15 protein-coding genes, 2 pseudogenes and 1 riboswitch are annotated in these 15,634 nt (G+C 48.8%); of the genes and pseudogenes, 11 read left to right on the top strand and 6 right to left on the bottom strand.

Annotation, left to right across the window (positions count from 1 at the left end; genetic code table 11):
- Positions 1-58: 58 nt before the first annotated feature.
- From ACGCCZ_RS11160 to proC, 3 genes are all read right to left on the bottom strand, one after another.
- Entirely contained in the window at positions 59-334 is a 276-nt protein-coding gene (locus ACGCCZ_RS11160) for an IS3 family transposase (protein WP_082402182.1), read from the bottom strand.
- A 799-nt stretch (positions 335-1,133) separates the two neighbouring features.
- Positions 1,134-1,222, bottom strand: a riboswitch (glycine riboswitch).
- 539 nt (positions 1,223-1,761) lie between these two features.
- Positions 1,762-1,956 carry a hypothetical protein gene (locus ACGCCZ_RS11165; protein WP_054323903.1) on the bottom strand — a complete coding sequence of 65 codons (195 nt, stop codon included), beginning with the start codon at positions 1,954-1,956 and terminating at the stop codon, positions 1,762-1,764.
- A gap of 96 nt (positions 1,957-2,052) precedes the next feature.
- Positions 2,053-2,859: a pyrroline-5-carboxylate reductase gene (gene proC / locus ACGCCZ_RS11170; RefSeq protein ID WP_411656060.1), complete on the bottom strand. Its 807-nt coding sequence runs from the start codon at positions 2,857-2,859 to the stop codon at positions 2,053-2,055.
- Between the two features lie 708 nt (positions 2,860-3,567).
- Here proC and ACGCCZ_RS11175 point away from each other — a divergent pair.
- From ACGCCZ_RS11175 to ACGCCZ_RS11185, 3 genes are all read left to right on the top strand, one after another.
- Positions 3,568-6,465 (top strand): SH3 domain-containing protein, encoded by a 2,898-nt coding sequence (locus ACGCCZ_RS11175; protein WP_411656061.1) that lies wholly within the window; start codon positions 3,568-3,570, stop codon positions 6,463-6,465.
- An 80-nt stretch (positions 6,466-6,545) separates the two neighbouring features.
- Positions 6,546-7,121, top strand: a complete 576-nt coding sequence (locus tag ACGCCZ_RS11180) for a sugar O-acetyltransferase (protein WP_411656062.1) — start codon at positions 6,546-6,548, stop codon at positions 7,119-7,121.
- Positions 7,122-7,744: 623 nt separating this feature from the next.
- Complete coding sequence (locus ACGCCZ_RS11185) at positions 7,745-8,020, top strand: DUF6809 family protein (RefSeq protein ID WP_054323899.1); 276 nt, start codon at positions 7,745-7,747, stop codon at positions 8,018-8,020.
- 108 nt (positions 8,021-8,128) lie between these two features.
- Here the strand turns inward: ACGCCZ_RS11185 and ACGCCZ_RS11190 are convergent, their stop codons facing one another.
- The 3 genes from ACGCCZ_RS11190 to ACGCCZ_RS11200 form a co-directional block, all read right to left on the bottom strand.
- The gene (locus ACGCCZ_RS11190; protein ID WP_152918353.1) at positions 8,129-9,661 is read right to left on the bottom strand and encodes a YifB family Mg chelatase-like AAA ATPase; all 1,533 of its coding nucleotides are present in this window, start codon (positions 9,659-9,661) and stop codon (positions 8,129-8,131) included.
- 93 nt (positions 9,662-9,754) lie between these two features.
- Positions 9,755-10,225: an NAD(P)H-dependent oxidoreductase subunit E gene (locus tag ACGCCZ_RS11195; protein WP_085531730.1), complete on the bottom strand. Its 471-nt coding sequence runs from the start codon at positions 10,223-10,225 to the stop codon at positions 9,755-9,757.
- A 95-nt stretch (positions 10,226-10,320) separates the two neighbouring features.
- Positions 10,321-11,022 carry a putative ABC transporter permease gene (locus tag ACGCCZ_RS11200; protein ID WP_085531732.1) on the bottom strand — a complete coding sequence of 234 codons (702 nt, stop codon included), beginning with the start codon at positions 11,020-11,022 and terminating at the stop codon, positions 10,321-10,323.
- 281 nt (positions 11,023-11,303) lie between these two features.
- Between ACGCCZ_RS11200 and ACGCCZ_RS11205 the strand changes: the two genes are divergently transcribed.
- The 8 genes and pseudogenes from ACGCCZ_RS11205 to ACGCCZ_RS11240 form a co-directional block, all read left to right on the top strand.
- Entirely contained in the window at positions 11,304-11,900 is a 597-nt protein-coding gene (locus ACGCCZ_RS11205) for a sigma-70 family RNA polymerase sigma factor (protein ID WP_242967217.1), read from the top strand.
- A gap of 103 nt (positions 11,901-12,003) precedes the next feature.
- Positions 12,004-12,279 carry a zinc-ribbon domain containing protein gene (locus ACGCCZ_RS11210; RefSeq protein WP_054323897.1) on the top strand — a complete coding sequence of 92 codons (276 nt, stop codon included), beginning with the start codon at positions 12,004-12,006 and terminating at the stop codon, positions 12,277-12,279.
- 172 nt (positions 12,280-12,451) lie between these two features.
- Positions 12,452-12,655, top strand: a complete 204-nt coding sequence (locus ACGCCZ_RS11215) for a DUF1858 domain-containing protein (protein WP_054323896.1) — start codon at positions 12,452-12,454, stop codon at positions 12,653-12,655.
- A gap of 79 nt (positions 12,656-12,734) precedes the next feature.
- The gene (locus tag ACGCCZ_RS11220) at positions 12,735-13,430 is read left to right on the top strand and encodes a class I SAM-dependent methyltransferase (protein ID WP_054323895.1); all 696 of its coding nucleotides are present in this window, start codon (positions 12,735-12,737) and stop codon (positions 13,428-13,430) included.
- Between the two features lie 14 nt (positions 13,431-13,444).
- On the top strand, positions 13,445-13,783 hold the full coding sequence (locus ACGCCZ_RS11225) for a Nif3-like dinuclear metal center hexameric protein (protein WP_411656063.1): 339 nt from the start codon (positions 13,445-13,447) through the stop codon (positions 13,781-13,783).
- Positions 13,749-14,130: pseudogene (locus tag ACGCCZ_RS11230) on the top strand (Nif3-like dinuclear metal center hexameric protein). The gene ACGCCZ_RS11225 and the pseudogene ACGCCZ_RS11230 overlap by 35 nt, the downstream one beginning before the upstream one ends.
- Positions 14,097-14,417, top strand: a complete 321-nt coding sequence (locus tag ACGCCZ_RS11235; RefSeq protein ID WP_411656064.1) for a hypothetical protein — start codon at positions 14,097-14,099, stop codon at positions 14,415-14,417. Before ACGCCZ_RS11230 ends, ACGCCZ_RS11235 begins: the two are co-directional and overlap by 34 nt.
- A 7-nt stretch (positions 14,418-14,424) precedes the next feature.
- A pseudogene (locus tag ACGCCZ_RS11240) lies at positions 14,425-15,524 on the top strand (Rqc2 family fibronectin-binding protein); the annotation flags it as partial.
- Positions 15,525-15,634 lie beyond the last annotated feature (110 nt).

Here is a 15,634-nt window from a genome sequence, read left to right on the forward strand (position 1 = left end):
TTTGTTTTAATGATTAATTGAGAAGAAGAACTCGGTGAGTTGGAAACGGTTCAGATTCTTAAATAGAAGGACTGAGAAAGTACCAGCCTAATAAGACAAATAGAGGGGACCTTTTTGTGAACCGATTCAGTTTGTCAGGACAGCATAAAAAGAAGTATGATTGTAGGAAATAAAATCGAGTTACGAACGGACGCCACCGCAGTTCCAGCGGTATCCGTTCTGTTTTAGTATGGGTACGCTGATGGTTGTAAAAGAATATGTAGCCATCAAAGAACCAGCTGGCGTCTTTAAAGGTAGGAATCTTCGAGCGGTAAATGCACTCCGTTTTAAGGATAGAGAAAAATTTTTAGCGCGAGCATTGTCATAGGGGGTTACCTCGTTTTGACCGAGATGGCGTAACGCTGTATTCTTCAATCAGCTTGAAGTATGCTTGGAAAGTATACTTCAAGTTTCGGCCGCTGTGGAGTTGCAGCTCTACAGTGCTTTTCTCTATTTTTAGCAGTCCGTATGGTGTTCAGGACAAGATCGATCGTTTACCTGAAAGTTCAGCTCTTTGGGCACTGGCGCCTAAGCAGCGCGACAGGTTCTCTCGGTTCCTTCCAATTTTTGAACCTATTATTTGCAAGCGTAGTTTTTTCTAGAGAAGTGGTACAGAAAACAGGGATGGCTGTATTTTTCTACAGCCATCCCTGTTTTTTGATACTCTTATTTCGCCGCACAAAAGTTAGCGCGGCATATGTAGCCTTACGAGACTGAAAAAGCTTTGGGGTAATCCAAATAAAAGCAATCCCGGCAGTCCGGGGGATTCTCCCCAACGACTGCCGGGATTGCTTTGTGTGAAATTGAGAGATCTATATACACTCTTTTAAGAATAGATACCATGAGAAGGTGTAAAACGGCGATCCGTTGTGGGAACTCTCCGAAAATAAACGGAAAGGCCCCATTTTGGAAGAAAAATGCAACCAAGCAAAAAAGATCTCCCCACGATGTAACTTTCGTAAGTAATAAAAAAGGGCGCGCAATCCTCTGCACGCCCCTCATAATGACCTGAAAGATTCTCCCATGAAAGGGATTGCCTCTTCGGTGCCGTTTTCCGATCGATTATATCAATGGAACACGGCTTTTCGGAGTTTTGTCGGATACCAGTCCTTTTTGCCTGAGAGTTTCCGGCACAGCCCCTTCGGCGTCGCATACAGTATGCGATCTCTCCTGGTATCTTCATCCATTTTATACACTTTATAAATTTAGTATAGTAAATTTTTCTAGGGAAGTCAAGCTTTTTTGTAAAACGTTTTTATAATAATGCCGGGCCAATGCGAACAGAAAGAACGGGGACATAATCACATACTTTTATGCCATATATTTTGATGCACCTTATATTATGTACCTTATCATTCGATATCTCACTCCTTCGGAAAACATACGAAATAGAAATCCTCTCTCCTGTGCTCTGGACGCCCTCATGATTTGGAAAACACTGTAGAGGAAGGAACGAATGGGGCGGACTATTCTCAGATAATATGTTCCTAGATGATGGGGAGATTGCGTTTTGAGGGGGGAAAACGTTTATAGCTTCAGAAGACATAATCGCTGAAAGAAGGAATGTAGGGCCCAGTTTTACCGTTGGAAACGATCGTACACGAGAGATTTTAACGTATAAAATATTTTCAAAGGAATTTTTGTTCCAATGCCCGTCCTATTCAAAAGGAAAAGAGGAAACCAGAACAAGAACGTCCGGTTCCCTCTGCTCCTTCTCCACATTTAAAGGCTCTGTACAAAGTCTTTGATGTCGCCCAGCTCCTCCAGAAGAGGGGCACCAATGACCTTTGAAAGCGCCTGGTTTAACTCCGAATACTCATTTCCAGTGATCTCAATTTGGTCATACTGATGTTCCCGCAGAAGATCCATGCGACGATCCAGTTCGGCGATAATTTCCTTTTTGATATCTTTTGCCATGGAAACACTTCCTTTTGTTCAATATAGGCACATGCGCATCTGCGCTGTACAAAACATATGGGAGTAGTGTCCCCGGGTGGATCGCGCTTATGCGTCTTATTTGCTCATCTCCTTCGACTTTTCTGTACAGACATGGACTGCTTGGATGACAGCAGCGCGCATACCGTTTTGCTCTAAGCTGGCAACCGCTTCGATTGTTGTGCCTCCGGGGGAACAGACCATATCCTTTAGAGCTCCTGGATGCATACCGGTTTCCAACACCATACGCGCAGAACCTAAGACTGCCTGTGCAGCAAATGTATATGCCTGCTGACGTGGCATCCCCTGTAGTACAGCGCCATCGGCCAATGCTTCAATGAACATATAGACGTATGCTGGGGAAGAACCGCTGACGCCGGCTACAACATCCATCATGCTTTCTCCAACAAATTCCGCCTTACCAAAGCTCTCAAAAATTTCCTGAATGTCTTTTTTTTCCTCTTCCGTTACAAAACTGTTGGCGCATAGCGCCGCCATCCCCTCTCCAACTAAAGCGGGCGTGTTGGGCATGGCGCGTACAATTTTGATATTGCGGCCGAAACGCGCTTCGTTGACAGCGATCGTCTGTCCAGCGGCGATCATGACAATCACAACGTCCTCTTTGACGGTATCCCGAATTTCCTCGATTACATCTGCGTATAAATAGGGTTTAACCGAGAGTACGATAATATCACATTTTTTTGCAGGAATCAGATTGTCCTGTGTGATGCAAATCCCGTATTCCTCCTGCACATGGGTTAAATTCTGTTCACTGGGGTCTGCTGCATATACCTGTTCTGGCGAGACTAATCCGGACCGTACAATTCCTCCGATCATCGCTTGTCCCATGTTGCCACAGCCAATAAACCCGATCTTTTTATTCATAGTAATGACTCGCTCCTTTTTCAGACGCCATGTCCCATTTGGACAAGGTGTTTTTCTTTTATTTTACAGCGTGGGGCAAAGAATGACAAGGCGAGCGATTGGAATGCAGAAAATAGGCATGCGAAAATTTTTGCTGCATACAATGGAATGGCGGGTGGATGGACCGGATTTTTCAGTGAAATTTCCGAACTTTTCAAAGTGTCTTCAAAAAACGGTCACATTACGCCAGTATACTAAAGGCAAATCTAAGAAAGGAGATGAGAGACAAGAATAAAGTATAGAATTGTAAATAGAAATTGAAATACATAATATACTACTGTTGAAGCTGACCGGGTGGCTGGAATACCAGCCCGGTCGGCGGGACAGACAAACAGAGAACTCATGCAACTTTGTGCATGGGCTTTTTTATTTTATCCATGTTGCGATTGAAATCAGGAATGTTTTTAAGTTCATTCCAGTTTTGAAGAAAATTTTGGGCGGAATTTTACTCAGATTATGTAAACAGTCGACGCTTTTTTCCTTGAACATTTTGGGCGTTTACGGTATAATCAAAACATATTTTGGGAAAATAGGTTTTTTTGGTCATGACAGATATTTTTGTATTCGGAATAAAAATTCTTTCGTAAAGCGATAGGAATTTGTAGTGAAAGGGAATCTGCTTTGTTGGTTTGTGGTAGGTATCCGGATGGGGAATAGGAGTGAACAAATTTGAGAAAGCAATTTCGGCGGATGGGTTCTGCCGTAGCAGCTATGTTGTGTGCCGTTTCGTTGACAGTGACAGCCCTGCCAAACGTTGCAAGGGCTGTTACCACTGCGCAGACGACGGATTATCTGAATCTGCGTACAGGTGCTGGCAAGTCCTATTCGGTTCTTTTGACCATGCCCAAGGGGACGGAAGTTACCGTTCTTGAGGATTCGCAGGGGGAATGGGCGAAAGTACGGCTTTCTTCTGGCCAAGAAGGGTATTGCAGTAAAGCATACCTGACAACAGAAGGAACTCTGAGCACCTCCACCTATGGGGCATTGGGGACAGGAGAAGCAGCGGTTACGACAGCAAACCTCAATGTGCGCAAGGGTGCCGGCACCAGTTATGGAATTGTGACGACTCTTGCGGAGGGCGCCTCGGTGACTATCCTAGACGGCTCTCATGCAACATGGGCGAAAGTGCGCACGGCTAGCGGGCTGGAAGGATACTGCCTAAAAGAATTTTTGAGCAGTACAGGAAATGCCGCAAATTCTTCTAATACAGGCGGGGAAACGGCTTCTACGGGTAGGACTGCGGTAACCAAAGACTATCTAAATCTGCGCAGCGGCCCTGGAACCAATTACGATCGTATATTGACGTTGGCGCAAGGCGTCTCAGTAGAGGTATTGGACAATTCCAATGCGGAATGGGTCAAGGTTCGCACTTCTTCGGGCCAGGAGGGTTACTGTAACCGGACCTATTTATCGGTTTCCGAAACATCCGCCAGCGATAGTGCGGGGGCATCCAACTCCAATGCGGGGACTACCGCCGGGTTGACTGCCACGGTTAAGGAAAATTTGAATCTACGTGAAGGCGCTGGTCCCAGCTATGCGATTATCAAAACGATGCCAAAAGGCGCGACCGTCACCGTGATTGACAATTCCCATTCCACTTGGGCGAAAATCCGGACATCGGATGGAACAGTAGGATGCTGTTCCAAGGAATTTTTGGATATCCAAGCCAGCTCTACAACTTCCCCATCCTCCCCACCGGCAGGAACGGCTGATTCCGCTACTTCTTCTGGTTCGAATTTGACGGCCACAGCAAAAGAGAGCGTGGCACTGCGCTCTGGAGCAGGGCCGAGCTATGATGTGATCCGTGTACTCTTTCCGCAGGAAACTGTCACGGTAACCGACAATTCTCATGCGACTTGGGCAAAGATCAAGACGTCGGATGGGACAGAAGGATACTGTATGAAGCAATATCTAACGATTCAGGCTTCTACCACAGGCACCGGTTCGGAAACAGGAAATTCCAATGGCGATCAAACAATCACTGGGGCAACGGTCACTGCGGATGCATTGCGTTTGCGTAGTGGGCCGGGAACGCAATATGATCAGGTTGCGATGCTGCTCAAGGGAGCCACGCTCACGGTGCTCGATACCTCCAATACAGAGTGGACCAAGGTGCAGACAACCAACAATCTAACAGGTTACGTCAGTAATGAGTACATACAGTTCCTATACAACGGCCAGACGGGAGTTCCGGCCAATTCGCTGGCCATTTCGCGCACGTCTGGTACGGTTTCCGCCGGAAAAACACTTTATATCAAAGCGACAGCAAGCCCGAGTACTGCTTCGATCACATGGAGCAGTAGCAATTCCGCAGTAGCAACCGTCACCAATGGATACATCTACGGAGTATCCCCCGGCACAGCTACGATTACAGCCACTTCGGGTTCACAGTCTAAGACCTGTACGGTCACAGTTACGACAGCTGAGCCAGTCCGGACTGCGTATACCTCACCGAATATTGCAGGAGTAGGTTCTGCGGTCACCTTTACGGCCATTACGGATACCAGCCGGGATGGAGTTCGCTTTACTATCCAGATGCCAAACGGTACGGCACAGATGATTACGGCTACATCCAGTACAACGGAGACTACTGGTCAGACAAGCACAAAGGTCTGGAAAGCAACAATGAATTTGACCGAACAGGGAACTTATCGTGTGGTGGCAAATTCGTCCCAGGGCGGTGTTTACAGTACAGAGGGGTTTGCAACCAGCGCTTATGTGGTATCTTCACAAGACTATACGGTGACAACCACTGAACAGCGGCGTGCCAGTGACAAGATGATCGAGTTGATCGCCAATTGGGAAGGCTACAGCGCTTCGGTTTATGCGGACAAGTTGACCTCCAATCAGGTGCCGACCCTCGGCTATGGACTGACGCTCAAAGAGGGGGATACTTTCTATAACGATCTTTCTAAGACCGAAGCGTGGTCTTTGCTGGTCAATACCATCAATGATGCGTCGTATACGACCGAGGTCAACAAGTTTATCACACAGAACAACTTGCGGATGAGCCAGTGCCAATTTGACAGCCTTGTGAGCTTTGGCTACAATGTGGGCGCAGGATATTGGAACAGCACGTCCTCCGAGATTGATTTGCGACGGATTATCCTAAACGCAGTGGTACCGCCACAGAGCTTTGGCGCAGGAATGTCCGCTACCGTCAGCAAAGCTACAGTCGTGCGTTCGGCACCGAGTCTTTCCGGTTCGCAAGTATGCGAGGTTGCAAAGGGTACGACCATTTCGGTTACCTCAGCCGACTTTACGAATCAAAAGGATGGCTGGTATTTGGCGGCTTTGCCGAACGGTTCTGCAGGGTGGATTAATTCCGGATATGTGACCCTGAATAGTTCCGATTTAGTGCACGACCTCAATTATACGAACGCCTATGCATTTGGAACCGACATGTTGCGTTGGAACCAAGCAGGTGGAAAGAGCTATGCAGGCCTGTTGTACCGCCGTTTAGGAGAGGCAAATGTCTATAATTACAACGATTACAGCGCATCCCGTGTCAACACCTATGGATATACGTATCCTTCTGCATTGGCCTATTTGGACACGAAATCATGAGATAGCAAGAACCGATTTTGACATTGGATGTTCTCTGGATTCAAGTATATGGGATAGTCCATCTATAAGGGGGAGCCAATTTGACCGAGCGTGAAAAAATGGAAAAGGGACTCTGGTATGATGCCAATTATGATACCGAACTGGTGGAAAAGCGTTTGGAAGCAGAGGAACTATGTTTTGCTTTTAACCATACACGTCCGAAAGAAGTCGATCAGAAAGAGGCCCTTCTCAAAAAAATTCTTCCCCATAAGGGAGCGGGTGTTGTTATCCTGTCTCCATTTTACACGGATTACGGCTATAATTGTTGGATAGGAGAAGCCACATTTATCAACCACAATGCTTATCTGATGGATGGCGCCCCCATTGTGATCGGGACACACTGTTTTATTGGGCCAAATTGTGGAATGTATACAGCCAATCATCCCGTCGTGGCGGAAGAGCGAAATATGGGATTGGAGCAGGCCAAACCGATTACAATTGGAGATCATGTATGGGTTGGAGCAGATGTCACTATTTTGCCGGGGGTCACCATTGGAGAAGGAAGTGTGATTGGAGCCAAGAGTGTTGTGACCAAAGATATTCCAGCACGCGTGCTTGCTGTAGGCAATCCATGCCGCGTTCTTCGCCCAATCACAGAGGACGATCGTATTCGCTGAAGATCAGGTGAAAGACTGGCGCGAGAGAATGACAGGGTGTTTTAAAATACCTGTTCGATCCGTTTTTGCAGGGAGATCTGGAACAAAGCCCGTTTCCGAGGGATTTTCCTCCCAAAAGAGATTTATTGAAAACGATAAAAGGACGCTCTGCGAGCTGGCAATGTGCCGGATGCAGGGCGTCCTTTATATACTTGCTGATTTCAATGTACCATCGCTCTTTTTGTACGAAGCGCTTTTTGCATTCACCTCCTAGTGAGATAGAAGTAAGGGTTAAACGAATATTTTGGATGATAATGTGAGTAAGTTTCACGATTTTTATATTGACTTCTATAGTATGTCATTGTAGCGTAGAAGATGCGAAAAAGAGAGGTGATGAAGCAACGTAAAGCCAGCTTGGAATCATAGGCTCTGTATAAGGAGGATCGTTCGTATGTGGCCTAAAGGGCAGATAAGGGTATGCTGGTGAAACTTTGGAAAAGTAGTAGAGGCAAAACGAGAAAGGCTGACCGTTTTTTAGGCGGATACCAGCGAATTAGAACGTACGGAACTTCTTTTCCTGTATAAGGCCGTTTCAAGTAAGTTTGAGGATTGCATGTAGAAGAACTTGGGAAAGGAACAACACTATGGACAGCATTTTAAAACACTTATATGAAGGGGAACTCTATCCAGAGGAAAAGATCGTTTCCACAGATCCGAAATATCATTCCCTTGTACGTGAAATCAATGAAGAACAGAACTACTTATATGAACTTTTGGATGAAACAGACGGCAGGCGGCTGGAGCACCTGGGGAAACTCTATATGGAGGAAAATGCCATGGACTGTTACGCGGGTTTTGCCTACGGGTTTCGATTGGGGGCGCGCATGATGTGTGAGATTTTCGCGAAGGAGAACCATTGACAGAGGTTAAAGAGCAGAATCATTTTCGAATTTCACAGCGCAAAAGGCCGGAAAGCCGTTTCGTGGGCTCCGGCCTTTTGTGTTTCTGTTATAGGGCCCTTTTAGCTTTTACAATTCCCGTGTCCAGTACTTTCGGTCCAATGCACGATATTGTACGGCTTCCGCCGCATGAACAGCCTGAATCTGCTCGCTTCCATCCAAGTCTGCGATGGTTCTGGCGACCTTTAAAATACGATCGTATGCACGTGCAGATAGGCCGATGGTTTCAAAAGCATGTTTGAATAGATTTCTGGCGTCGTCGCTCAATACGCAGATCGTATGTAAACATTCTGGGGTGATGCGGGCATTACAGGAGATTGCTGTCCCGCGATAGCGGTCGTTTTGTATTGCGCGTGCAGCATCGACCCGCTGCTTGATCGAGGAAGAGGGTTCTGACGGGAGGGAAGAATCAAGCTTATCAAATTCCACGGCAGGTACTTCGATATGAAGATCCAAACGGTCCAGCAGGGGGCCGCTGACACGGGAGAGATAGCGGGAAACTGCGCCGGCGCTACAGACACACCGCCTGGTAGGATGCCCAAAATATCCACAGGGACAGGGGTTCATGGCGGCCACCAGCATCACGCTACACGGGTACGAAACCGCTCCGCTGGCGCGAGAGATCGTCACCCGGCCATCCTCGATGGGTTGCCGGAGAACCTCCATAGCACTGCGGGAAAATTCCGGGAGTTCATCCAGAAACAAAACCCCGTTGTGGGCAAGGGATAGCTCTCCCGGCTTGGGAAGAATCCCTCCCCCGGAAAGCCCGGCTGCTGATACGGTGTGATGTGGCGAACGAAACGGCCGCGCCCGTATGAGTGCTGTACAGGTGGGGAGTGTCCCTGCAATGGAATGAATTTTTGTTGTTTCAATGGACTCTTCGAAGGTCATATCGGGCAGAATGGAGGGGAGCCGCTTGGCCAACATACTTTTGCCAGAGCCGGGTGGACCGATCAGGAGAACATTGTGCATCCCGGCCGCTGCAATTTCCAGCGCACGTTTCGCCTCTTCCTGTCCGCGAACTTCGGCAAAGTCAGGGAAAAGCCCGTCGTTTTGGCTTGGAGTGTCTCCTGGAAGGATGGGAGATAGCGGGACACGCCCTGTTAGATGGGCAAGAAGAGATTCGAGGTTGCGCACCGGGTAAACCTCAAGCCCTTGAACGACAGCACCCTCGGCAGCATTTTGTGCAGGGGCAAATAAACGCCGAAACCCTGCCTCTTTTGCAGCAATTGCCATTGGTAGCGTCCCACGGATGGGGCGGACAGCCCCGGAAAGGGAAAGCTCCCCAAGGAATATGCTGTCTTCCACCGATGCATCCAGTTGACTGGAAGCACGCAACAGGGCAATAAGGATCGGCAGATCATAGAGGGAGCCCTCTTTGCGCTTGTTCGCTGGGGCGAGATTGACGGTGATCCGGCTGACGGGAAACTGGAAGCCCATATTTTTCAATGCCGCACGGACGCGGTCTCGCGCTTCGCGTACCGCAGCATCGGGTAGGCCGACCATCTCGAACGCGGGAAGCCCCCGTGAAAGATCCACCTCTACCTCTACGACAAATGCGTCCAATCCATATAATCCCATGCTGTATACATGTTCTACCACGGTTGTATCCCCCACTCGATCAAAGTCTCCTGAAATTATACGCTATGGTGGGGAATCCTGCGAAAAAGGAGATAAAACTTCACCTCAGAATGTTTAAGAATATTGGTCGATTATGGCAGAGACCTGTTCCGGGCGAACAGATGGGTGGATAGTGGAATCAATCATTACATTCGGAGCGTTACCACATTTTTTCAGGCAATTGCGCGTTTCCAGATGGAACCGGCCATCCGTTGTGGTTTCGCCCGGTAAGATTCCAAGGGCGTCTTGTATGGCGCGTAAGACGGCTATGCCCCCTTTTGACGAACAGCGTGGCCCCGTACATACCGTGATTTGATGGCGGTATTCCGCTTCTGTAAGACCAGGTATCCGTTTGACCAACGCAGCGACCAGAGAAGGAGACGTTTCTGTCGCTTGGGCAATGCGCTGCTGAATGACGGTTGGCACACACCCGTAAAGCTGTTGGACCTCCCGCAGAAGAGCGATTAGGGCCTGCTGGTCGCCCGCGCCAGCAGTTCCTCGATAACGTTCCAGCGTAGACTCCAAAATGGTTTTCTTTTCTTCCATGCACGAATTCCTCCTTTTATCAGTCTATGGGATATTCTTTCTAGGGAACCATGGGGTATACCAATGCCCTGCCAGGGCTGGCAGGGCATTGACGGTTAAGCAAGCTGCATATTTGGATAGACCTTTTTCAGATATTCGTCTGTATAATGCTCATCCAAAAAAACGGCTACGGGATTATTCGCAGGAATTCCTAGATGCCGGTTGGTTTGACGGCGAATCGCCGCACCGGATATCAGAATATCGAATACCATAAAAATCAACAGGATCCATGCGATCATTTTTCCCGGCCGGTTGGGGATGCTTTCGATCAGATTGGTAAAGAACGGAAGCATATGCTTTAAGAAAATCAATCCCAGGATTCCCCAACATGCCGAGTAAAATACATTTGTACGGCCATGGACGTTCAAAGGGGAGTTGCTATATTCCCAGGATACCGTCCCGAAGATCAGTTCCTGGAATAGAGAACACAGATATTCAAAAATACCGCCAATCACGCCGCTTGCCAGGAAAATCACCAGGCTGCTGGAATGACGGAACCGATAGAGTACAACCGTAAAGATGACGGCCCCCATTCCATAAACTGGGCTGAACGGGCCGTAGATCAATCCCTGCCGGCTTTCAAAGTAACCGAGACGCAAATAACACCAGAGCATTTCCACGCAATAACCGATGATGCAGCCAATGATAAAAACAAAAAATAGCTTGTAAAAGTTTAATCCATGCGCGAAGGAATCCTTCCGTCCTTCTTCGGGGGTATAATTGTGAACTTTTTCTTCCTGTTTTCCAAACCGAATCATGGGTACACCTCTTTCTCTGTCAAAGTATGTTGTATCATGTCGATAAAGGACATCTTAACATAAAGCGCCTGCATCTGTAAAGCAACCAAAGAAATAGGGGAAACCGGAAAAGTCTTTGTGAAAAACCATTCAAGGCTTTTGTGAAAAGACTCTTGCCTTTCACATTGACGAAATAAAACAAATATATTTTTTTAGAAGGACAAATATTTGTTGACTTTATAGAGAGAATGCAGTATGATATAGAAAGTCATAAGGAATGTGAGTCTCATGAGGTGTTATGTTTGGCCACAGAAATCCAAAACAACCGTATGGAATCTTATTCGGATCAACAGTTGGCCACACTTGTGAGAGAGGGAGACCCGGATGCATTTTTGGAATTGACGTCCCGTTACATGACGCTCATCCGGGCAAAGGCTGCACCGTTTCACGGCACTATGCTGGAAGCGGATGACCTATGCCAGGAAGGACTTTTGGGGTTGTTGGATGCGGTGCGCAATTATCGGGAGGACGGCGGTGCAAGCTTCCGTACGTATGCGGGTGTCTGCATTACGAATCGCATTATTATGGCATACCGGTGGGCGGCCGGCCGGAAAAACTTTCCGTTAAACAATTTTGTTCCGCTCAGTGAGGAAGGTGCTTCCTGTGGCGTGTTTGCCGGGGAAGAGGCCAACCCCGAAAAAATGCTGGTGGAAGAGGAGGATCTGCTTCTCCTCAAACGATTCATCAGCCGTGGTTTGTCTAAAATGGAACGCCAGGTGCTTATGCTTTATTTGGGCGGTTATAGTTACAAGGAGATCGCCGATTCCCTTTGTATTACCTCGAAGGCTGCAGATAACGCCCTGCAACGTGTGCGCCGCAAGCTCAAGGAACCGTTTTAGTCCCATTCATATGCCCAGCTCAAGAGGAGCGTTGTTTTATGGCAAAGGCGCGGTGCAAATCCGGCAAGGGCAAATATCTATAATCTGAAGCGAGGTATATCAAATGTACGAAGACAAGACTCTCATCTGCAAAGAATGTGGCGCTGAATTTGTTTTCACCGCCGGCGAACAGGAATTCTATGCTTCCAAGGGTTTCGTAAACGAGCCCCAGAGATGCAAGGCCTGCCGCGATGCGCGCAAGAATGCTGCAAAGCCTGAGCGCGAAATGTTCACCGCCATCTGCGCGAGCTGTGGCAAGGAAGCAAGAGTTCCCTTTAAGCCCCGTGAAGACCGTCCTGTATATTGCAGCGAGTGCTTTGCAAAGATGAGGGAAGAATAAGATATAAATTTTTTCAATTTGTAACTGAGACGCCTCGGAGGAATCCGGGGCGTTTTGTTTCTGTGGGAATGTGTCAAATCTTCGTATTGCAATCCTTTCGGTGGGGTATTATAATAAAAACACAAATTTTGCTTTTCATAGAAGCGCAACACAGAGTATAGGAGGAAACAACATGGCTGCTGTTACAAAGGATACCATTATTGGCGATATTCTGGATATGGACAAGACGACCGCTCCCTTCTTTATGGAAATGGGGATGCATTGCTTGGGTTGCCCGGCTTCCCGTGGGGAGACACTGGAACAGGCCTGTATGGTGCACGGCGTGGACCCGGAAGAAATGGTGAAAAAGCTCAACGCCCATATGCAGGGCAAATAAGTTCGGATCGGTTTACACGCCGCCCGTCAACATGTTTGGCGGGCGGCGGTTCCATATTTGGAGAAAAGGAGGCTGTTGTATGCCGCATCCGTTGTTTACCCTGGGAAACCGGCTTTCTCTGTGTGCATCTATGGTTCGAGAGGGAACAAAGCTGGTGGATATTGGAACCGACCATGCTTACCTGCCCATCTGGCTGGTGCGGAAGGGCCGGATTTCCAATGCAATTGCTGCGGATGTCAAGCTTTCGCCTTTGCGGTCCGCAGAACGGAATATTCGCCGCTATCATGTGGAAGAACAGGTTTCCGCCCGTCTTTCGGATGGGCTGGATGCGGTCTTTCCAAACGAAGCAGATGACATCGTGATGGCAGGGATGGGAGGGGAGCTGATTATCCGCCTGATCGGAGCAGCCCCTTGGCTTAAGCAGGAACATAAGCGGCTCATTTTGCAGCCGATGACCTCTGCGGAAGAGCTACGCCGTTTTTTGGCAAGGGAAGGCTTTTCGATTCTACGCGAAGAAGCCACGGAAGAGGATGGACATATCTACTCGGTTATGCAGGTGATGTACGCTCCTGCACAGGCGGGCGGGGGAGAACTGTATCCCTATATTGGCAAACTGGATGGCTCTACTGCGGAAAGCCGCGCCTACATATCCAAATGTGCTGTCCGGCTTTTCAAAAAAGCACAGGGGATGCGGATTTCTGGACATAGTGAGGAGGCAACGGCCCTTCAGGCAATTTATGAGTGTCTACAGCAGCTTTGCGAAAGAGACAATTGAAAGAGGGATTGGTTATGGCAACGGTTGGAGAGTTTTATGATTTGATTGACGCATTTGCCCCATTTCATACCGCGATGGGGTTTGACAATCCGGGCCTGCTCGTGGGAGACCGCGGCACAGAGGTCCATTCGGCCCTGTTTGCACTGGATATTACGCCGCAGGTGGTGCGTGAGGCGGCAGAGATGGGCGCGCAGTTGGTCGTCAGCCATCATCCGGTCATTTTTCATCCATTGAGAGAGCCTTTTGCCGGGTTCCTGCGCCGCTATCCGTTGGCGCAATATGGGGTCGCCGCGATCTGTGCCCAGCACCAATCTGGATATGGCGCAGGGCGGAGTGAATACATGCCTGGCTGAACGGTTGCAGCTGAAACAGGTGCGTATGCTTAAAGAATATGAACACAGCGGTTTGCCGGAGAGGGCTGATCGGCGAAACCGATCATCCGTATACCCCAAAGGAGTTTGCCGGATTTGTCAAAGAGGTATTGGGATGTGATGGCTTGAAATATGCGGATGGTGGAAAGACCATTACAACGGTGGGCCTGTGTGGGGGCGCCGGCGCAGATCTTACCATGGACGCCGCACAACAGGCGAGCGCAGGCGATGGTGACTGCGGATACCAAACAGAACCAACTTCTCGATGCGGAGGATATGGGGATTACGCTGGTAGATGCAGGCCGTTTCTCATACGGAAGATGCGGTGATCGTTCCGCTGATGGAACGATTCCAGGCCCGTTTTCCGGAGGTAAAGATGGCCGAGAAATCCGGTACAAGCCGCGCAGCCGTGCAAAATCCCTCTAAACCTCTGGCTGGGGCACTGAAGATGCCTCGGTGGAAAGGACGGATACCAATGGCTCTGGATGGCAGCATTTTGGAGCATATCAAAAAAGAAATCGAAGGATTGGCTTTGGGAGCCCGCGTCGAGAAAATCGCACAGCCCAATCGGGAAGAGATGGTCTTTACGCTGCGACAGACGGACCGATCATTATAAACTCTTATTGTCTGCACGTGCGAACAGCGCGCGCATTCATTTTACCCGGTTCGTACCGGAAAACCCGAAAGTCCCGCCGATGTTGTGCATGTTGTTGCGAAAGAGGTTGTCCGGCGCCAAGCTTGCCGCGGTGCGGCAACCAGGATTGGAACGCCTATTGCTTTTGGATTTTGATGCGATCAATGAGCTTGGCGATGAGGTGCGTTTGACTCTGGCGGTGGAAATTATGGGCCGCTACAGCAACCTGATTCTAGTGGATGAAAATGGGAAAATCGTGGATGCGCTCAAGCGTGTGGACGCTGAGATGTCCTCTGAACGCCTGGTTCTGCCTGGTTTAAGTTATCAGTTGCCACCACCGCAAAAGAAGCTCTGTATGCTTGAAACGGATTCGGAAGCGCTATTGGCACGCTTGCGCGCATTGCCTGCAGACACAGAGCTCGCTAAAGCACTGCTCGCCAATGTACAGGGGGTCTCACCGGTTGTCTGCCGGGAAATACAGCATTTGACCGGCCGTGGAACAGACCTGTATACGCAGGAGATGACAGAGGAACACTGGGGACGTCTGCGTTTCTTTCTAGACCGGTTGATTCAGACAGTACGCGGGATAGAGGGAGCGCCCCACATGGCGGTCAGTGTGGCGAAAAAGCCGATGGATTTCTCCTTTATGAATATCACACAATATGGAACAGCGGCTATAGTCACGCGGCAAGAGACTTTTTCGGACCTTTTGGACGCTTTTTATGAGGGGCGAGACCGCATCGAGCGGATGCGTGCCCGTTCGCAGGATCTGCTTCGAGTACTTTCCAACGCGTCAGACCGTCTGAGCCGAAAGATCAATATTCAGCGTGCCGAATTGGAAAAATGTGCAGAGCGCGACCAATTGCGTATTTGTGGTGATTTAATCAGCGCCAACCTCTATCAAATTGAAAGGGGAGTACTTCGGTATCCCTGCAAAATTTTTATGAGGCGGATGCGCCGCTGGTCAAAATCAAATCAGATCCTGCAAAGACGCCTTCGCAGAATGCACAGAAGTATTATAAGGATTATCGAAAGGCGCGGACAGCGGAAGAAAAACTCACCGAGCAAATCCACCAGGCCCAACAGGAACTGGAATATTTGGATACGGTATTTGAGGAATTGAGCCGTGCAAAGGTCGAGCGGGATCTCTGGAGATCCGGCAGGAACTTGTGGAACAGGGATATATCCGCGCACAGAGG

Origin of the sequence: Anaeromassilibacillus sp. SJQ-1 (genome assembly GCF_046693725.1) — a bacterium.
Classification (GTDB): domain Bacteria; phylum Bacillota; class Clostridia; order Oscillospirales; family Acutalibacteraceae; genus Anaeromassilibacillus.